At 72.8% G+C, this 17,613-nt stretch carries 17 protein-coding genes and 1 riboswitch; of the genes, 8 read left to right on the forward strand and 9 right to left on the reverse strand.

Annotation, left to right across the window (positions count from 1 at the left end):
* Window positions 1-79 precede the first annotated feature (79 nt).
* From rlmN to ABZ135_RS29575, 4 genes are all read left to right on the forward strand, one after another.
* Window positions 80-1,186: a 23S rRNA (adenine(2503)-C(2))-methyltransferase RlmN gene (gene rlmN / locus ABZ135_RS29560; protein WP_356699846.1), complete on the forward strand. Its 1,107-nt coding sequence runs from the start codon at window positions 80-82 to the stop codon at window positions 1,184-1,186.
* Window positions 1,187-1,215: 29 nt separating this feature from the next.
* A riboswitch (TPP riboswitch) is annotated at window positions 1,216-1,341 on the forward strand.
* Between the two features lie 81 nt (window positions 1,342-1,422).
* The gene (locus tag ABZ135_RS29565) at window positions 1,423-2,520 is read left to right on the forward strand and encodes a thiamine ABC transporter substrate-binding protein (protein ID WP_356699848.1); all 1,098 of its coding nucleotides are present in this window, start codon (window positions 1,423-1,425) and stop codon (window positions 2,518-2,520) included.
* Window positions 2,521-2,576: 56 nt separating this feature from the next.
* Window positions 2,577-4,190 carry an iron ABC transporter permease gene (locus ABZ135_RS29570; RefSeq protein ID WP_356699849.1) on the forward strand — a complete coding sequence of 538 codons (1,614 nt, stop codon included), beginning with the start codon at window positions 2,577-2,579 and terminating at the stop codon, window positions 4,188-4,190.
* Window positions 4,190-5,212, forward strand: a complete 1,023-nt coding sequence (locus ABZ135_RS29575; RefSeq protein ID WP_356699851.1) for an ABC transporter ATP-binding protein — start codon at window positions 4,190-4,192, stop codon at window positions 5,210-5,212. Before ABZ135_RS29570 ends, ABZ135_RS29575 begins: the two co-directional genes overlap by 1 nt.
* Before the next feature lie 21 nt (window positions 5,213-5,233).
* Here ABZ135_RS29575 and ABZ135_RS29580 read toward each other — a convergent pair whose 3' ends face one another.
* Window positions 5,234-6,238, reverse strand: coding sequence for a hypothetical protein (locus tag ABZ135_RS29580; protein ID WP_356699853.1), 1,005 nt, complete (start codon window positions 6,236-6,238; stop codon window positions 5,234-5,236).
* Window positions 6,239-6,345: 107 nt separating this feature from the next.
* Here ABZ135_RS29580 and ABZ135_RS29585 point away from each other — a divergent pair, with 107 nt between their 5' ends.
* A complete protein-coding gene (locus ABZ135_RS29585) occupies window positions 6,346-6,723 on the forward strand; it encodes a hypothetical protein (RefSeq protein ID WP_356699855.1) in 378 nt (125 codons plus the stop codon).
* Here the strand turns inward: ABZ135_RS29585 and ABZ135_RS29590 are convergent.
* The 5 genes from ABZ135_RS29590 to ABZ135_RS29610 all read right to left on the reverse strand — a co-directional run bounded on the left by ABZ135_RS29590 (window position 6,696) and on the right by ABZ135_RS29610 (window position 11,704).
* Entirely contained in the window at window positions 6,696-7,802 is a 1,107-nt protein-coding gene (locus ABZ135_RS29590) for a Rossmann fold nucleotide-binding protein (RefSeq protein ID WP_356699857.1), read from the reverse strand. The two genes, ABZ135_RS29585 and ABZ135_RS29590, sit on opposite strands and share 28 nt — an antisense overlap.
* A gap of 42 nt (window positions 7,803-7,844) precedes the next feature.
* On the reverse strand, window positions 7,845-8,924 hold the full coding sequence (locus tag ABZ135_RS29595) for a hypothetical protein (RefSeq protein ID WP_356699858.1): 1,080 nt from the start codon (window positions 8,922-8,924) through the stop codon (window positions 7,845-7,847).
* A complete protein-coding gene (locus ABZ135_RS29600) occupies window positions 8,906-9,634 on the reverse strand; it encodes an ATP-binding cassette domain-containing protein (RefSeq protein WP_356699860.1) in 729 nt (242 codons plus the stop codon). The genes ABZ135_RS29595 and ABZ135_RS29600 overlap by 19 nt, the downstream gene beginning before the upstream one ends.
* A gap of 214 nt (window positions 9,635-9,848) precedes the next feature.
* Window positions 9,849-11,228, reverse strand: coding sequence for an aspartate aminotransferase family protein (locus tag ABZ135_RS29605; protein WP_356699862.1), 1,380 nt, complete (start codon window positions 11,226-11,228; stop codon window positions 9,849-9,851).
* Complete coding sequence (locus ABZ135_RS29610) at window positions 11,213-11,704, reverse strand: Lrp/AsnC family transcriptional regulator (RefSeq protein WP_356699864.1); 492 nt, start codon at window positions 11,702-11,704, stop codon at window positions 11,213-11,215. The genes ABZ135_RS29605 and ABZ135_RS29610 overlap by 16 nt, the downstream gene beginning before the upstream one ends.
* Before the next feature lie 206 nt (window positions 11,705-11,910).
* On the opposite strand from ABZ135_RS29610, the gene ABZ135_RS29615 reads away from it, so the two are divergent.
* The 3 genes from ABZ135_RS29615 (at window position 11,911) to ABZ135_RS29625 (ending at window position 14,587) form a co-directional block, all read left to right on the forward strand.
* Window positions 11,911-13,347 carry a gamma-aminobutyraldehyde dehydrogenase gene (locus tag ABZ135_RS29615; RefSeq protein WP_356699866.1) on the forward strand — a complete coding sequence of 479 codons (1,437 nt, stop codon included), beginning with the start codon at window positions 11,911-11,913 and terminating at the stop codon, window positions 13,345-13,347.
* Window positions 13,348-13,468: 121 nt separating this feature from the next.
* A complete protein-coding gene (locus tag ABZ135_RS29620; protein WP_356699868.1) occupies window positions 13,469-13,993 on the forward strand; it encodes an HXXEE domain-containing protein in 525 nt (174 codons plus the stop codon).
* A 30-nt stretch (window positions 13,994-14,023) separates the two neighbouring features.
* Window positions 14,024-14,587 carry a hypothetical protein gene (locus ABZ135_RS29625; RefSeq protein ID WP_356699870.1) on the forward strand — a complete coding sequence of 188 codons (564 nt, stop codon included), beginning with the start codon at window positions 14,024-14,026 and terminating at the stop codon, window positions 14,585-14,587.
* Here ABZ135_RS29625 and ABZ135_RS29630 read toward each other — a convergent pair.
* The 3 genes from ABZ135_RS29630 to ABZ135_RS29640 form a co-directional block, all read right to left on the reverse strand.
* On the reverse strand, window positions 14,553-15,725 hold the full coding sequence (locus ABZ135_RS29630) for a serine hydrolase domain-containing protein (RefSeq protein ID WP_356699871.1): 1,173 nt from the start codon (window positions 15,723-15,725) through the stop codon (window positions 14,553-14,555). The two genes, ABZ135_RS29625 and ABZ135_RS29630, sit on opposite strands and share 35 nt — an antisense overlap.
* Window positions 15,726-15,821: 96 nt before the next feature.
* Window positions 15,822-16,529, reverse strand: coding sequence for a response regulator transcription factor (locus ABZ135_RS29635; protein ID WP_356699873.1), 708 nt, complete (start codon window positions 16,527-16,529; stop codon window positions 15,822-15,824).
* The gene (locus ABZ135_RS29640; RefSeq protein WP_356699929.1) at window positions 16,526-17,596 is read right to left on the reverse strand and encodes a histidine kinase; all 1,071 of its coding nucleotides are present in this window, start codon (window positions 17,594-17,596) and stop codon (window positions 16,526-16,528) included. The genes ABZ135_RS29635 and ABZ135_RS29640 overlap by 4 nt, the downstream gene beginning before the upstream one ends.
* Window positions 17,597-17,613: the final 17 nt, after the last annotated feature.

A 17,613-nucleotide genomic window follows, 5' to 3' on the forward strand; every position in this document is an offset into this window, starting at 1 on the left:
CAGCGCTTTCTTACGTGAGGGGCTCGTTGTCCACAGGGCGGCGAGCCCTTCGCCGTAACTCTGCGACACTGGTATCACCATGCCCAAGCCCGGAGAACTCACTTTCGTCGCCCCGCGCGGAGCCAAGCAGCCCCCGCGGCATCTCGCCGACCTCACGCCCGCAGAGCGCAAGGAGGCGGTCGCCGCGATCGGCGAGAAGCCGTTTCGCGCCAAGCAGTTGTCCACGCACTACTTCGCGCGGTACGCGCACGACCCGGCGGAGTGGACCGACATTCCCGCGGCGTCGCGGGAGAAGCTGGCCGGGGAGCTGTTGCCCGATCTGATGTCGGTCGTGCGGCACGTCTCGTGCGACGACGACACCACCCGTAAGACGCTGTGGCGGCTGCACGACGGCACGCTCGTGGAGTCGGTGCTCATGCGCTACCCGGACCGGGTGACCATGTGCATCTCCTCGCAGGCCGGCTGCGGCATGAACTGTCCGTTCTGTGCCACCGGCCAGGCCGGTCTCGACCGGAATCTGTCGACGGCCGAGATCGTGCACCAGATCGTCGACGGCATGCGCGCGCTGCGCGACGGCGAGGTGCCCGGCGGGCCGGCGCGGCTGTCGAACATCGTCTTCATGGGGATGGGCGAGCCGCTCGCCAACTACAAGCGGGTCGTCGGCGCCATCCGCCGGCTCACCGACCCCGAGCCGGACGGCCTCGGGCTGTCCCAGCGCGGGATCACCGTCTCCACCGTGGGGCTCGTCCCGGCCATGCTGCGGTTCGCCGACGAGGGCTTCAAGTGCCGTCTCGCCGTCTCGCTGCACGCGCCCGACGACGAGCTGCGTGACACCCTCGTGCCCGTCAACACGCGCTGGAAGGTCCGCGAGGTCCTCGACGCGGCGTGGGAGTACGCGGAGAAGTCCGGCCGCCGGATCTCCATCGAGTACGCGCTGATCCGGGACATCAACGACCAGGCGTGGCGGGGCGACCTGCTGGGCCGGCTGCTCAAGGGCAAGCGGGTGCACGTCAACCTCATCCCGCTCAACCCGACGCCCGGCTCCAAGTGGACCGCGTCCCGCCCCGAGGACGAGAAGGCGTTCGTCGAGGCCATCGCCGCCCACGGCGTGCCCGTCACCGTCCGCGACACCCGCGGGCAGGAGATCGACGGCGCCTGTGGACAGCTCGCCGCCGCCGAACGCTGACCTTGTAGTCTGAGCTCGAACACATCTGCATATTCCGACAGGGGAGCGCCACAGCGCTGAGAGTGCGGCACGGGCTTGGACGACAAGCACGTGGCCGCAGACCCTCTGAACCTCGCCCAGGTCATTCTGGGTAGGAAGTTCGGTCGTAACTCGAGCTGTTGCGCCCTGCCCGCGCCCGGTGTCCCCGGCCGCGGGCAGGGCCGCGTCTCTTCCTGGTCACCCCAGGAGGAATTCACGTGAACACCAAGAAGGCAGCCGCCGCCGCGCTCGCCGCGGCGCTCGGCGTCACCACCCTCGCCGCCTGCGGCACCGACGACGTGCGGGACGCGGCCGGCAAGTCCGGCGGCCCCGCGCCCAAGACCGTCACCCTGGTCAGCCACGACTCCTTCAACGCCTCCAAGGAGGTCCTGGCGGAGTTCACCCGGCAGACCGGTTTCACGGTGAAGGTCCTCAAGAGCGGCGACGCCGGCGAGGCCGTCAACAAGGAGATCCTCACCAAGGGCGCCCCCCAGGGCGACGTCTTCTTCGGCATCGACAACACCCTGCTGTCCCGCGCCCTCGACAACGGCATCTTCACCCCGTACGAGGCGAAGGGCCTGGACCGGATCCCCGCCGCGCTCCAGCTCGACAAGGAGCAGTACCGGGTCACGCCGATCGACTCCGGCGACATCTGCGTCAACTACGACAAGCAGTATTTCGCCGACAGGAAGATCGCGCCGCCGCAGACCTTCGACGACCTCGCGAAGCCCGCGTACAAGGACCTCCTCGTCGTCGAGAACCCCGAGCGCTCCTCCCCGGGCCTCGGCTTCCTCCTCGGCACCGCCGCGAAGTACGGCGACACCGGCTGGCAGGACTACTGGAAGAAGCTCAAGGCCAACGGTGTGAAGACCGTCGATAGCTGGGAGCTCGCCTACAACCAGGAGTTCTCCGGCTCCGCCGGCGGCAAGAAGGCCAAGGGTGACCGTCCGCTCGTCGTCTCCTACGCCTCCTCCCCGCCGGTCGAGGTGCTCTACTCGGAGCCGCAGCCCAAGGTGGCCCCGACGGGTGTCTCCACCGGCACCTGCTTCCGGCAGACCGAGTTCGCCGGCCTGCTGAACGGGGCGAAGAACCCCGAGGGCGGCAAGGCGCTGATCGACTTCCTGATCTCCAAGAAGTTCCAGGACGACATGCCGCTGCAGATGTTCGTCAACCCCGTCACGAACGACGCGACGCTCCCGCAGCTCTTCACCCAGCACGGCGTGGTGATCGACAAGCCGGAGACCATGGCGCCCGAGAAGATCGCGAAGAACCGTGACCAGTGGATCCAGCAGTGGTCGTCGCTCGTCCTGAAGTAGTCCGCCGGGGCCTTTTCTCCGGCCGCCGCGGGGGAAGCGCGGCGCGGCTGGGGCTGATGCTCCTGCCCGTCGCCTTCTTCGCGGTGTTCTTCGCCTGGCCCGTCGTCTCGATCGTCGAGCGCGGGCTCAGGCCGGAGGGCCACTGGGAGCTCGGCCGGTTCGGCGAGACGCTGACCCGGCCGGACATCCTCGACGTCCTGTGGTTCACGCTGTGGCAGGCGCTCGCCTCCACCGCCCTCACCCTGCTGGTCGCCCTGCCCGGCGCCTATGTCTTCGCCCGGCTGGACTTCCCCGGCAAGCGGATCCTGCGCGCCGTCGTCACCGTGCCGTTCGTGCTGCCCACCGTCATGGTCGGCACCGCGTTCCTCGCCCTCGTCGGCCGGCGCGGGCTGCTCGACGAGCTGTGGGGCGTCCGGCTCGACACCGGCGTGTGGGCCATCCTCCTCGCCCACGTCTTCTTCAACTACGCGGTCGTCGTCCGCACCGTCGGCGGCCTCTGGTCGCAGCTCGACCCCCGCCAGGAGGAGGCCGCCCGCGTCCTCGGCGCCTCCCGCCTGCGGGCCTGGCGGACCGTGACGCTGCCCGCGCTCGGACCGGCCGTCGCCGCCGCCGCGCTCATGGTCTTCCTGTTCACGGCGAGCTCCTTCGGCATCGTGCAGATCCTCGGCGGCCCCGCGTACTCCACCCTGGAGACCGAGATCTACCGGCAGACCGCCGACCGGCTCCAGCTCTCCACCGCCGCCGTCCTGACCCTCGTCCAGTTCCTCGCCGTCGGCACCGTCCTCGCCGTCCACGCCCGGACCGTACGGCGCCGGGAGACGGCCCTGCGGCTCGTCCCGCCGGAGCGGACCGCGCACCGGCCGCGCGGCGCCGGACAGCGGGCCCTGCTCGGCGCCGTGCTGCTGTCCATCGCCCTGCTGATCCTCGCCCCGCTGGGCGTCCTCGTCGAACGCTCCCTCGCCACCCCCACCGGCTACGGCCTCGACCACTACCGGGCGCTCCAGCGCGTCGACGACAACGGCACCTTCCTCGTGCCGATGACCGACACCATCGTCAACTCGCTGCAGTACGCGCTCGCAGCGACCGGCATCGCCGTCCTCGTCGGCGGGCTCGCCGCCGCCGCCCTCACCCGGCGCGCCGGGCGCCTCGTCCGCGGCTTCGACGCGCTGCTCATGCTGCCCCTCGGCGTCTCCGCCGTCACCGTCGGCTTCGGCTTCCTCATCACCCTCGACGAGCCGCCGCTCGACCTGCGGGCCGCCTGGATCCTCGTCCCCCTCGCCCAGGCCCTGGTCGGCGTCCCCTTCGTCGTACGGACCATGCTGCCCGTGCTCCGGGCGGTCGACGAGCGGCTGCGGGAGGCCGCGGCCGTCCTCGGCGCCTCGCCCTGGCGGGCCTGGCGGGAGGTCGACCTGCCGCTGGTGCGGCGGGCGCTGCTCATCGCCGCCGGCTTCGCCTTCGCCGTGTCCCTCGGCGAGTTCGGCGCCACCGTCTTCATCGCCCGCCCCGACAACCCGACCCTGCCGGTCGCCGTGGCCCGGCTCCTCGGCCGGCCCGGCGAGCTCAACTACGGCCAGGCCATGGCCCTCTCGACGATCCTCATGGTGGTGTGCGCGGTGTCCCTGCTGCTCCTCGAACGGCTCCGTACCGACCGGACCTCGGGGGAGTTCTGATGCTGACCCTCCGACAGGCGACCGTACGGTTCGGGGACCGGGCCGTGCTCGACGCGGTCGACCTGGAGGTCGCCGACCACGAGATCGTGTGCGTGCTCGGCCCCAGCGGCAGCGGCAAGTCCACGCTGCTGCGGGCCGTCGCCGGACTCCAGCCGCTCGACGCCGGACGGGTCCTCCTCGACGGCGCCGACCAGGCCGGCGTGCCCGTGCACCGGCGCGGCGTCGGCCTCATGTTCCAGGACCACCAGCTCTTCCCGCAGCGGGACGCCGCCGGCAACGTCGCCTTCGGGCTGCGGATGCGCCGTGTTCCCCGGGCCGAGCGGGACGCGCGGGTCGACGAGCTCCTCGACCTGGTCGGCCTTCCGGGCGCCGGGCGGCGCGCCGTGTCCGCGCTCTCCGGCGGCGAGCAGCAGCGGGTCGCCCTCGCGCGCGCCCTCGCCCCGCGCCCCCGGCTGCTCATGCTCGACGAGCCGCTCGGCCAGCTCGACCGCGGCCTGCGGGAACGGCTCGTGGTCGAACTGCGGCAGCTCTTCGGGCGGCTGGGCACGACGGTGCTGGCCGTCACCCACGACCAGGGCGAGGCGTTCGCGCTCGCCGACCGGGTCGTCGTGATGAACGAGGGGCGAATCGCCCAGTCCGGCACGCCCCTGGAGGTGTGGCGGCGGCCCGCGTCCGAGTTCGTCGCCCGCTTCCTCGGCTTCGACAACGTGGTCGCGGCCACCGTCACCGGCACCGCCGCCGACACCCCCTGGGGCAAGGTCCCCGTCCCCGACGGCTCCCCCCAGGGCGACCGCCGTCTCCTCGTCCGCCCCGCCGGCGTCCACCTCGCCCCCGCCGGCGGCGGCCTGCCCTGCCGGGTCGGCACCCGCACCTTCCGCGGCAGCCACGTCGCCGTCACCCTCCGCCCCTCCGAAGGCCCGGAGCTGGAGGCGGAGTTCGCGCTGCGGGACACGCCGGACGAGGGCGCCGAGGTGGAGGTGGTGTTCCGGGCGGACGACGTGGTGGTGCTGGGTACGCCGTAGGGGCCCGATCCGCGTCCGCCGTCAGAAGCGGCGGTCGTAGAGCGCGCGCAGCCAGGGTTCGCGGACCTCCGGCATCCGGGCCAGTGTTCCGCGGAAGGCCCGGCGGTCCGGCTGCAAGGTCCTCCAGGGATGGTCCGGCAGCGGGTAGTCGTCGCGCAGGACTCCCTCCGGCAGGGTGCCCGACGCCGGGAGGGGCGAGGTCTCCGGCGGCAGCGCCAGCCAGGCCCACACACCGTCCGGCAGCGGCACCGGAACCGCGCCGCCCTCGGGGCGCCAGGGACCGCCCGTCCTCGGGTCGTGCGGTACGAGCGCGATGTCGAGCCCGTCGCCGGGGATCCCCGGACCGGCCGGCCCCGCCGTCCGCACGACCGGGCCCGGCGGGAGCAGCGCGTCCAGCGCACGGCCGAGCACGTCCGCGAGGACCCCGGCGGGCAGCCCGACCCGGGCCCCGCCGGAGGCGACCACCAGACCGGCGAGCGCCGCCCCCATGGCCGCCTCCCAGCGGGGGCTCCAGAAGCCCGGAGGATCGACGGGCGGGACGGCCGTGAACGTGCGGGGCGGAGCGGGGGCACCGGTGGGCACCCGGCGCACCGCGTCCGGTTCGAGCCACACCGTCTGCCAGAGCCCGCAGTCGTCCACCCGGGACGCCACCGGCAGCCCGCACCCCTCGCACTCCAGGTTCGGCTCGTCCCCCGCGGCGATCCCCAGACAGTGGTCGACGCACTTCTCGGGCACGAGCACCGTGCCGCGCACGTCACCGGGAGCGGTCACGATCCGGCCCCGGGCCCCGAAAGAGACCGGCCAGGGCGCGAACACCCCCTGCGCGGCGGCCGCCGCCTCCCCGATGTCCTCCCTGTTCCGGAACGGCGGGCCCGACGGGGCCGGGTCGATCGCGTACGTCCCCGGCTCCATCAGCGCGGGGTACGGCTCGTGCCCGTACCAGAGATGCGCCTCCGGAGGGAGCGGCACCCGTGCCAGGGGCACCGTCAGCACCGCATCGCAGCGCGCGCACACGAAGATGTCCATCGCCCCGGATTCTCACCCGGCCGGTCGCGGCGGCGCGCGCGGTTTTCCGGCGGAGCCGGGGCGGAAAAGGGGTGGGCCCGTGGCGGGCGCGGGCCTACGGTGGGCCGGTGAAGAACGATCGACGCCTCCGCCGGCTCGTCGTGGACGGGACCACCTGGCATTGGGCCGTGCGGCAGCGGATCCGGCCCCGTTACGAGGACTGCCGGCTGACGCTGACGTTCTTCCATGACGGGAGCGGGCGGCGGCTCGTGCTGGTCTTCGCGCCGGACGACGAGAGGATCATCTCGAACTGCTCCTTCGAGTCGGGCACCGTCGTGCGGCTGTCCGACCGGGACTGGCTGAACCTGTACGAGCCGGGGACCGCCCGGCGGCTCCTCGAGGCCGCCGGGTGGTCCGGCGGCCGCAGTGCCCGCGTCGACGGCTGGCCGTACGCCGAGGCCCTCATGGCCGTCACCGACTACGGCGCGAGGCGGGCCAGCGTCTGAGGGACCTCCTCGACGGAGTCCACCAAGGCGATCCGCGCCGCCATCGGGCGCTCCGCCGCCAGGGTGCGCAGCAGCGGCCAGACCGGCAGCCGCTCCGTCCAGTGGACCCGGTCCACCAGGACCATCGGGGTCGGGGCGCCGCGCGAGCCGTAGTAGTTCGGCGTCGCGTTGTCGAAGACCTCCTGCACGGTGCCGGCCGCGCCCGGCAGGAACACCACGCCCGCCGTCGAACGGGCCAGCAGGCCGTCCTCGCGGGTCGCGTTGGCGAAGTACTTGGCGACGTGCGCCGCGAACGCGTTCGGCGGCTCGTGGCCGTAGAACCAGGTCGGGATGCCCACCGAGTCGCCGCCGCGCGGCCGGCGCGCCCGCACCTCGAAGGCGGCGCGGGCCCAGTCCGTCACCGAGGGCGTGTACGACGGCGCCTTCGCGAGGAGCTCCAGGGCCTCGTCCAGGACGCCGTCCGCCAGCGGGGCCGTGTACGCGCCCAGGTTCGCCGCCTCCATCGCCCCGGGGCCGCCGCCCGTCGCCACCGTCAGGCCCGCGCGGGTCAGCGACCTGCCGAGCCGCGCGGCCCCCGCGTACGCCTCCGTGCCCCGCCCCATCCGGTGCCCGCCCATCACCCCCACCACCGGCGCGCCCGCCAGGTGCTCGTCCAGGGCGTCCGAGACGGCGTCGTCGTGGATCGAGCGGAGCATCGAGGAGAAGACGTCGCCGTCCGCCTTCGTCCGCTGGAACCAGGCGTACGCGAGGGCGTCCGGCGTCTGTTCGTACGGGCCCTCGGCGATGCCCGCGTACAGGTCGGCGGGGGAGTAGAGGCGGGCCCGGTACGGGTCGAACGGGAGGTCCGGCACCGGCGGGAACACCAGCGCCCCGTCCGCCCGGACCTTCGCCGCGGCCTCCGGCTGCAGCGCGCAGCCCAGGAAGACGGCGCCGGCGGCCCCGGCGGTGAGCAGGGCGAAGGTCCGGTCGGTGAGGTCGACGGACTGGATCCGGTAGCCGGCGAGGGAGCCGTGCGCGGCGAGCACCGCGTCGAACTCGGCGGGGGAATGGATCTCGCGCTCGTGTCGGTGCGTCGCCATGCGGCCACGATAGGGGGCGGGGGCGGGGTGGTGCCCGGCCGGTCAGCCCCGGAGGGGGACCGCGGCCAGGGCGCCCACGGCCCAGGTGAGGGGGGTGAAGACGGCGATCAGGACGCCGGCGCGGAGCAGGGCCGTGGTGCGCAGGACGGTGGGGGGTGCGCCGAGGCGGAGGAGGGCCTCGGTGGTGGGGGTGCGGGTCTGCCGGGATTCGAGGGCGGCGGTCAGGAGGGTGGCCGTGGTGCAGCCGACGACCAGGGACACGCCCAGCCAGGCCAGGGCGTCGACGGCGCCGCCGTAGAGCGTGTAGCCGGCGACGGCGCCGGAGCCGACCGCGCAGACCACGCCGAGGGGGCGGCCGATGCGGCGCGCGTCGGTCATGAGGACGCGGCCGGCGAGCAGCCGGACCGCGCCGGGCCGGACCGTCTGGAGGAGACGGCCGCAGCCGTAGGTGACGCCCGGGCCCATGGTCGCGAGGCCGATCGCGGTGAGGATCCAGCCGGTGAGGACGCCGCCGCCGTCGCCGCGGGCCGCGTACGTCTCCACGGCGAGGCCGACCGCGAGGAGGGCGACGCCCCAGGGGAGGGCCGAGGTGGGTGACCTCTCGGCGGGGGTCTTCGCGCGGGGGCGGAGGGCGAGGGCCGCGGCCGCCGCCGCGGTGACGGGGACGATCGCCAGGAGGGTCAGGGCGGCCGCCAGGGGGATGGGCTGGTCGGCGGCGAGGAGCTCGGCCGCCGCCCCGTCGAAGGGCAGGCCGGTGAGGTCGCCCCGCAGGTGCAGGTAGAACAGCAGGGCGAGCGCGGAGCCGAGGGTGCAGGAGACGGCCGTGGAGGTCGCCGCGAGGGCGGTGAGCCGGGCCGGGCCGAGGCCGATCGCGGAGAGCCCGGGGCGGGGCCGGGTGCTGGGGTCGGTGCGGGCGACGGCGACCGCGAACTGGACGGTGGCGGCGAGCGGCAGCACGCACCACAGCAGGCGCACGACGGCGGTCGGGGATCCCGGGTGGCCGACGGCGTAGCCGAGGGCGCACAGCAGCAGGAAGCCCACTCCGGCGGCGGCGGAGGCGACGGCGAGCCGGCGGAGCTGGACGACGGGGTGGGTCCCGCGGACTAGACGGAGAGCGAGCACGCCGTGACGCCCTCCGCCCCGGTGGTCGGTGGTACGGAGCCGACGCGGCGTCCGTCGAGCAGGCCGATCGTGCGGTCGGCGACGGCGGCGACCTCGGGGTCGTGGGTCGCGAGGAGCACGGTGATGTCGTGCGAGCGGGCCGCCGCGGCGAGGGTGCGCAGCACCTGGGCGCCGTCCGCGCGGTGGAGGGTGGCGGTCGGCTCGTCGGCGAAGAGCACGGACGGCGTGGTGACCAGGGCGCGGGCGATGGCGATCCGCTGCCGGTGGGCGTGCGGGAGCGCGGCGGGGCGTTTGCGGGCGGCGCCGCCGATGTCGAGGCGTTCGAGCCATTCGGTGGCGGCGGTCCTGGCGGCCCGGTGGGACACCCCGCGCAGCAGGAGGGGGAGGGCCGCGTTCTCCCAGCCGGTGAGTTCGGGGACGAGCCCGGGTTCGGGGTCGATCCAGCCGAAGCGGTCGCGGCGGAGCCGTTCGCGCTGGGCGCGGGTCATGGTGTGGACGGGGGCGCTGTTGAACCAGATCTCGCCCTGCTCGGGGGCGAGCTGCCCGGAGAGGCACCGCATGAGGGTGGTCTTGCCGCTGCCGCGCGGGCCGACGAGGGCGAGGATCTCGCCTTCGCGTACGCCGACGGAGACGCCGGTCAGCACGTCACCGCCGCCCAGGGCGCAGCGCAGGGAACGCGCCCAGAGCACGTCGTTGTCCGGTGGGGCCATCGCGTACACCTCGATGTGGAAGCCAGTCCGTGTCGTTCCCCTGGATGGGGGAACGAACGGGCGGGCCGGTCGGTCACTGGGCTTTTCCCGGCACCGTAAGGATTCAGATCGGTTTGTACGGACAGCACGCGGCCCGGGCCGCCGCCATCCACTCGGATGGCGGCATGCCCGGGCCGGGGTCACGCCGTGAGGGCGGCGTGAGGCCGAGGGACCGTCAGAGCTTCGTCCACGCCTCGGTGAGGGTGGCGCGGAGGATTCCCTCGATCTCGTCGAAGGTGGACTGGTCCGAGATCAGCGGCGGAGCGAGCTGGATGACCGGGTCGCCACGGTCGTCGGCACGGCAGTACAGGCCGTTGTCGAACAGCGCCTTGGAGAGGAAGCCGTACAGGACGCGCTCGGTCTCCTCGTCGTTGAAGGACTCCTTGGTGGCCTTGTCCTTGACGAGCTCGATGCCGTAGAAGAAGCCGTTGCCGCGGACGTCGCCGACGATCGGCAGGTCGTGCAGCTTCTGCAGCGTCGAGAGGAAGTTGCCCTCGTTGTCCAGCACGTGCTGGTTGAGCTTCTCCTTCTCGAAGATGTCGAGGTTGGCGATGCCGACGGCCGCGGAGACCGGGTGGCCGCCGAAGGTGTAGCCGTGCAGGAAGGTGTTGTCGCCCTTGTAGAACGGCTCGGCGAGCCGGTCCGAGATGATGCAGGCGCCGATCGGGGAGTAGCCCGAGGTCATGCCCTTCGCGCAGGTGATCATGTCCGGCACGTAGCCGAACTTGTCGCAGGCGAAGGTGGTGCCGAGGCGGCCGAAGGCGCAGATGACCTCGTCGGAGACGAGCAGCACGTCGTACTGGTCGCAGATCTCGCGGACCCGCTTGAAGTACCCGGGCGGCGGCGGGAAGCAGCCGCCGGCGTTCTGCACCGGCTCCAGGAAGACGGCGGCGACGGTGTCGGGGCCCTCGAAGAGGATCTGCTGCTCGATCTGGTCGGCGGCCCAGCGGCCGAAAGCCTCGGGGTCGTCGCCGAACAGCGGCGCGCGGTAGATGTTGGTGTTCGGCACCTTGTGCGCGCCGGGGACCAGCGGCTCGAAGGGGGCCTTCAGGCCGGGCAGGCCGGTGATCGACAGGGCTCCCTGCGGGGTGCCGTGGTAGGCGACCGCGCGCGAGATGACCTTGTACTTGGTGGGCTTGCCGACCAGCTTGAAGTACTGCTTGGCGAGCTTCCAGGCGGTCTCGACGGCTTCGCCGCCACCGGTGGTGAAGAACACCTTGTTGAGGTCGCCCGGGGCCTCGTTGGCGAGACGCTCGGCCAGCTCGACGGCCTTCGGGTGGGCGTAGGACCACACCGGGAAGAAGGCGAGCTCCTTGGCCTGCCGGGCGGCGGTCTCGGCGAGCTCGGTGCGGCCGTGACCGGCCTGGACCACGAAGAGGCCGGCGAGGCCGTCGAGGTACTTGCGGCCCTTGTCGTCGTAGATGTAGGTGCCCTCACCGCGGACGATGGTGGGGACGGGGTTGTTCTCGTACGACGACATGCGGGTGAAGTGCATCCACAGGTGGTCGTAGGCGGTCTTGGAGAGGTCCTTGCTCACGGCTATCGGGTTCCCCACATATAGGTCTGCTTCTTGAGCTTCAGGTAGACGAAGCTCTCGGTGGAGCGCACCCCGGGGAGGGTGCGGATGCGTTTGTTGATCACATCCAGGAGGTGGTCGTCGTCCTCGCAGACGATCTCCACCATGAGGTCGAAGGAGCCGGCGGTCATCACCACGTACTCGCATTCGGCCATGGCCGTCAGGGCGTCCGCAACCGGATCCAGGTCACCCTCGACGTTGATGCCGACCATCGCCTGCCGCCGGAATCCCACGGTGAGCGGGTCGGTGACGGCGACGATCTGCATGACGCCCTGGTCGAGCAGCTTCTGGACGCGCTGCCGTACGGCCGCCTCGGACAGGCCGACGGCCTTGCCGATGGCGGCGTAGGGACGGCGACCGTCCTCCTGGAGCTGTTCGATGATCGCCAGGGAGACGGCGTCGATCGTCGGGGACGAACCGCTTCCGGTTCTTTGGTGCGTGCTTTGACTGGCCACACCTTCACTGTGCACCGAACCTCGTCTGTCTCGCAACCCCAGAGTGATGAAATCCGTTGTTCAAGGCTCTCGATCTTACTGAATCCGAAGTTCGGGGCGGTCGGGGCTGTTGAAAGCGTCAGTGAACCGATTACCCTGGGGTGTCTCGCCCATCGGGACACCGCACGACGAGGTGCGGAGACAGAACGTGACAGGAGGGGTGGCAAGTGACCACCGAGCTGCGCCGGCTGCGCAACTACATCAACGGGGAGTTCCGGGACGCGGCCGACGGCCGCACGATCGACGTGATCAACCCGGCCACCGGTGAGGTGTACGCCACCTCCCCGCTGTCCGGCCAGGCCGACGTCGACGCCGCCATGGAGGCCGCCGCGGCCGCCTTCCCCGCATGGCGTGACACCACGCCCGCCGAGCGCCAGAAGGTCCTCCTGAAGATCGCGGACGCCTTCGAGGAGCGCGCCGAGGACCTGATCGCCGCCGAGGTCGAGAACACCGGCAAGCCGGTCGCCCTCACCGCGAGCGAGGAGATCCCGCCGATGGTGGACCAGATCCGCTTCTTCGCGGGTGCCGCCCGGATGCTGGAGGGCAAGTCCGCCGGCGAGTACATGGAGGGCATGACCTCGATCATCCGCCGCGAGCCGGTGGGTGTGTGTGCCCAGGTCGCGCCGTGGAACTACCCGATGATGATGGCCGTGTGGAAGTTCGCCCCGGCCCTCGCCGCGGGCAACACGGTCGTCCTCAAGCCCTCGGACACGACCCCGGCGTCGACCGTCCTGATGGCCGAGATCATCGGCTCGATCGTCCCCAAGGGCGTCTTCAACGTCCTGTGCGGCGACCGTGAGACCGGCCGGGCCATGGTCGAGCACCCGACCCCGGCGATGGCCTCCATCACCGGCTCGGTCCGCGCCGGCATGCAGGTCGCCGAGTCGGCCTCCAAGGACGTCAAGCGCGTCCACCTGGAGCTGGGCGGCAAGGCCCCGGTCGTCGTCTTCGAGGACACCGACATCGAGAAGGCCGTCGAGGACATCTCGGTCGCCGGCTTCTTCAACGCCGGCCAGGACTGCACCGCCGCGACCCGCGTCCTGGTGCACGAGTCCATCCACGACGAGTTCGTGGCCGCCCTGGCCAAGGCCGCGGCGGAGACCAAGACCGGTCAGCCGGACGACGAGGACGTGCTGTACGGCCCGCTGAACAACGCCAACCAGCTCAAGCAGGTGGCCGGCTTCATCGACCGCCTCCCGGCCCACGCCAAGGTCGAGGCCGGCGGCCACCGCGTCGGCGACAAGGGCTACTTCTACGCCCCGACCGTCGTCTCCGGCCTCAAGCAGGACGACGAGATCGTCCAGAACGAGGTCTTCGGCCCGGTCATCACGGTCCAGTCCTTCGCGGACGAGGCCCAGGCCCTGGAGTTCGCCAACGGCGTCGAGTACGCCCTGGCCTCCTCCGTCTGGACCAAGGACCACGCCCGCGCGATGCGCATGTCCAAGGCGCTCGACTTCGGCTGTGTGTGGATCAACACCCACATCCCGCTGGTCGCCGAGATGCCCCACGGCGGCTACAAGAAGTCCGGTTACGGCAAGGACCTGTCGGCGTACGGCTTCGAGGACTACACGCGCATCAAGCACGTGATGACCTCCCTGGGCTGACGCCCCGGCCCTCCGGCCCGCCCGACGCGGCCCCGGCACCCTGCTCAGGCAGGGGGCCGGGGCCGCGCCCGTTGTCCGGCGGATGCCGGAACTCCCTCGGCGGGCCACGAGTTGCCGGGGTATGGACACCGCCCCTGACGCCCTCGTCACCTACGGACTCCTCGCCGCCTGGGCTCTGCACGACGCCGAGGAGGTGGCCTTCGGGCCGCGCTGGCTGCGGGACAACCTGCCCCGGTTGCGGGCGCGCTTCCCCGACGTGCCGGAGGCGGTGTGGACGGCGGCCGGCCGGGTCGACGACCGCGAGTTCCGCGCCGCCGTCGCGGTGATGGCCGTGATCGTCGGCTCGGCCGCCGTCGCCGGGCGGCGCAGCGGCGGCCGGTCCGCCTTCTACCAGGGGGCGTTGAACGGCTTCGGTCTGCACGGGCTCGTGCACCTCGCGCAGGCGGCCGCCGTTCGCGGCTGGACGCCCGGCTCGGCCACCTCGCCCCTGATCGTCGTCCCCTTCACCCTCTGGGCGCGGGGCCGGCTGCGGCGGGCCGGGGTGCTGCGGCCGACCCGGGCCCGGGACGTGGTCGCCGGGCTGGCGGTGGCGGCCGGGGCGACGGTCCTCTCGCATGCCGCGGCCCGCGCCCTGACCCGTTTTTGAACGCGTTCATGAGGGGCGTAGGCTGCCCTCATGAACGACACGAACGGGCCGAGAGCCCTTCTCAAGCGCATCCGCGTGTGGCTGGTCGTCTTCATCGTCTGCCTGGTGCTCAGCGGCGCCACCGCCTTTCCGCTGGTCACCGAACTCCACCTGGCCGAGGGCGCCCTGACGTCCTGGGCCGCCCCGGTCGCCGACCTCTTCCCCGGACTGGCGGAGTGGATCGGGCGGGTCCGGGAGGGCCTCGACGCCGCCGACGCCCGGTACCCCTTCCTGCTGTACGGCACCGACTGGCTGGCCTTCGCCCACCTCGTCATCGCCGTCGCCTTCTACGGGCCCTACCGCGACCCCGTACGCAACATCTGGGTCGTCCACTTCGGGATGATCGCCTGCGCCGGGATCATCCCGCTCGCCCTGATCTGCGGGCCGATCCGAGGCATCCCCTTCTGGTGGTCGGTGATCGACATGTCGTTCGGCGTCATCGGGATCCTGCCCCTGCTCGCCGTCCACCGGCTGATCAGGCGCCTGGAGGCGGCGACCGCGGACACCCCCCGCGAGCCCGTCACTCCGACGGCAGGCCGTACGTCGCCAGCATGATGCCGAGGGCCACCTTGTTCATGTCCTGGCCCTTCGCGTCCGTCGAGTTGACGCTGTAGACCAGGGTCCGCTCACCACGGCGGGTCGAGGCGATGGCCGCGTTGTAACCCCAGCGGCCACCCGTCTTGCCCCACACCTCGCGCCCGCCCAGCCTCTTCATCGACAGCCCCACCGAGTACGCGGCCGGATCGCCGGTCTTGAAGTCCGGCACCTTCGGCAGCGTGAACATCTCCTCCAGGAGCGGTCCGCGCACCACCGCCCCCGCGAACAGGGCCCGCGTGAACCGCTCCAGGTCCGCCGTCGTGGAGATCAGATCACCGGCCGCCCAGCCGTCCGTCGTGCCCCACACCGACACGTCCCGCAGCCCGGTCGTCCCGTCGTCGAGCCGCATCGTCTGGTAGCCGTGGTTGTACGGCCCCGCGATCCGCGGGTCCCCGCCCGGAAGGTACGTGTCCCGCAGCCCCAGCGGACGCAGGATCCGCCGCTCCACCTGCCGCTCGAACGAGTCCCCCGTCACCCGCTCCACGATCAGGCCGGCGATCGTGTAGCCGATGTTCAGGTAGTGCTGCCGCGTCCCCGGCCGGAACTCGCGCGGCTTCGCCGTCGCCGACCGGACGATGTCCTCCGGACGGTGCACGTCGAAGCGGTGCGCGTACCACTCCTCCACGGTGGTCCCCGGGAAGTCCGCTGCCGGGATGCCGTGCGTGTGGTTCAGCAACTGGCGGACCGTCACCGTCGCGTACCGGCCCGGGATCAGCTCCGGCAGATACGAGCGGGCCGAGCGGTCCAGGTCGATCCGGCCCTCGGCGGCCAGCCCCAGCACGGTCGCCGCCGTGAACACCTTCGTCACCGAACCGGCCCGGAAGCGCGCCGACGGATCCGCCGGGCCCCTCGACTCCAGATCCCGCACCCCCGCAGCGCCCTGCCACACCCCCTCCGTGCCGCCGATCCGCACCAGCGCGGCCGTTGCGTCGGCGCTCGGCAGCCCCGCGATCACCCCGCTCAGGTCCGGGGCGGGGCTCGACGACGAGCGGGACACGGCCGCCGGGCCGCCGGCGAACGCCGGAGTGAGCACCGGGCCGGCCGACACCCCCAGGGCCAGGGCCGTGGCGAGCAGGACGCGGGTGGACTTCCGCATGGTCAACTCCATCGGTAGAAGCCGTTGTTCTCGACGGCTCCATCCTGCTGACCAGCGGCGATCCGCGGATCGCCCGCACCGGCGGTCCTCGCCCGGTCAGTTCCTCGCCCACGCGGGGGAGGCGCCCGCCGCCCGGCCTCCCCCGGCCGGGGGAACACCGCCCGCCGTGACCAGACCCGTCTCGTACGCGCAGATCACCGCCTGGATCCGGTCGCGAAGGCCCAGCTTCGCGAGCACGTTGCCCACATGCGTCTTCACCGTGTGGTCGCTCACCACCAGCTCCGCCGCGATCTCCGCGTTCGACAGGCCCCGCGCGAGCAGCAGCAGCGTCTCCCGCTCCCGCACCGTCAGCGCGTCGAGACGCGGATCGGTCCGCCGCGGGCCGCCCGAGGTGTACTGCTCCACCAGCCGCCGCGCCACCGACGGGGCCAGCAGCGCCTCGCCCGCCGCCACCACCCGCACCGCGTGCACCAGATCGTCCCGCCGCACGTCCTTCAGCAGAAAGCCGCTGGCCCCCGCGTGCAGCGCCTCGTACACGTACTCGTCGGTGTCGAAGGTCGTCAGGATCACCGTCCGGCACGCCGACGCGGCGCTGATCGTCCGGCACGCCTCGATGCCGTCCATCACCGGCATCCGGATGTCGAGGAGCGCCACGTCGGGGGAGTGCCGGCGCACCGCGGCGACCGCCGCCGCACCGTCCCCCGCCTCCGCGACCACCTCGATGTCCTCCTGGACGTCCAGGATCAGCGCGAAACCGCTGCGCACCAGCTCCTGGTCGTCCGCCACCACCACACGGATCGTCATGACGTCCCCACCTCCCGTCCCGCGCGCGGCTCCGACAGCGGGAGCACCGCCCGCAGCTCGAAGCCCCTGCCGTCCGGGCCGGGCCCGGACCAGGCCGTACCGCCGTGGGCCGCGGCCCGCTCCCGTACGCCCACCAGGCCGTGACCGCCGGACCGGCCCGGCCGCGGGCCGTGCCCGTCGTCCGTCACCCGGACCTCCACCTCGTCCTCCCCGTACACCACCAGCACCGACGCCGAGGCCGCCCGCGCGTGCCTGACCACGTTCGTCAGCCCCTCCTGGGCGATCCGGAAGACGGTCGCCCCCGTCGCCGCCGGCAGCGGGCGCACCGCGCCGGCCGTCCCGTACCGCACGTCAAGCCCCCCGGCCCGCACCCGCCGGACCAGCTCGGGCAGCGCGCCCACATCGGGCTGCGGCTCCCGGGGCGCCGCCCGCGCCGCCTGCTCCTCCTCGCGCAACACGCCCAGCATCCGCCGCAGTTGGACCATCGCGTCCCGGCCGGTCTCCGAGATCGCCTCGAAGGCGGCCTCCGCCCGCTCCGGCGCCGCCCGCACCGCCACCGGACCCGCCTCCGCCTGCACCACCATCAGGCTCACCGCGTGCGACAGGATGTCGTGCATCTCCCGGGCGATCCGGGCCCGTTCCCGGGCCGCCGCCTGCTCCGCCTCCACCCGGTGCGCCCGCTGCCGGGCATCGGTCAGCCGCCCGAAGACGTACGCGGCCCCGAACACGAAGAGCGAGAAGGTCAGTTCGCGCATCGACCGGGTGTTCAGCCACACCGACACCGGCACGGCCAGCGCGACGAGCAGCGCCGCCGCCAGCCGCTTCCGGGCCGGCGACAGCACCGCGATCGTGTAGAGGCTGACCAGCCCCGTGTACGGCAGCGGCTGCCCCGGCCCCTCGAGGGCCAGCCGGTACAGGCCGCTCGTCGCCAGGATCGCCAGCAGGACGGCCAACGGCGCCCGGCGGCGCCACACCAGGGGCACGACGGTCAGGGTGCTGAGCCCGTACGCCGGCCAGGTCGCCGGCTCCAGTTCCGGCGGGCGCGGCACCACGAACGGCATCGTCATCGCCGCCTGCACGAGCA

Source organism: Streptomyces sp. NPDC006339 (genome assembly GCF_040612775.1).
Lineage (GTDB): Bacteria > Actinomycetota > Actinomycetes > Streptomycetales > Streptomycetaceae > Streptomyces.

Excerpts from the sequence above, each read along its gene's own strand:
- ABZ135_RS29575 (WP_356699851.1), top strand. The coding sequence starts at position 4,190 with ATGCTGACCCTCCGACAGGCGACCGTACGGTTCGGGGACCGGGCCGTG.
- ABZ135_RS29640 (WP_356699929.1), bottom strand. The coding sequence starts at position 17,596 with ATGACGATGCCGTTCGTGGTGCCGCGCCCGCCGGAACTGGAGCCGGCG.
- ABZ135_RS29580 (WP_356699853.1), bottom strand. The coding sequence starts at position 6,238 with ATGGACATCTTCGTGTGCGCGCGCTGCGATGCGGTGCTGACGGTGCCC.
- ABZ135_RS29590 (WP_356699857.1), bottom strand. The coding sequence starts at position 7,802 with ATGGCGACGCACCGACACGAGCGCGAGATCCATTCCCCCGCCGAGTTC.
- ABZ135_RS29600 (WP_356699860.1), bottom strand. The coding sequence starts at position 9,634 with ATGGCCCCACCGGACAACGACGTGCTCTGGGCGCGTTCCCTGCGCTGC.
- ABZ135_RS29630 (WP_356699871.1), bottom strand. The coding sequence starts at position 15,725 with ATGCGGAAGTCCACCCGCGTCCTGCTCGCCACGGCCCTGGCCCTGGGG.
- ABZ135_RS29625 (WP_356699870.1), top strand. The coding sequence starts at position 14,024 with ATGAACGACACGAACGGGCCGAGAGCCCTTCTCAAGCGCATCCGCGTG.
- ABZ135_RS29635 (WP_356699873.1), bottom strand. The coding sequence starts at position 16,529 with ATGACGATCCGTGTGGTGGTGGCGGACGACCAGGAGCTGGTGCGCAGC.
- ABZ135_RS29620 (WP_356699868.1), top strand. The coding sequence starts at position 13,469 with ATGGACACCGCCCCTGACGCCCTCGTCACCTACGGACTCCTCGCCGCC.
- ABZ135_RS29570 (WP_356699849.1), top strand. The coding sequence starts at position 2,577 with ATGCTCCTGCCCGTCGCCTTCTTCGCGGTGTTCTTCGCCTGGCCCGTC.
- rlmN (WP_356699846.1), top strand. The coding sequence starts at position 80 with ATGCCCAAGCCCGGAGAACTCACTTTCGTCGCCCCGCGCGGAGCCAAG.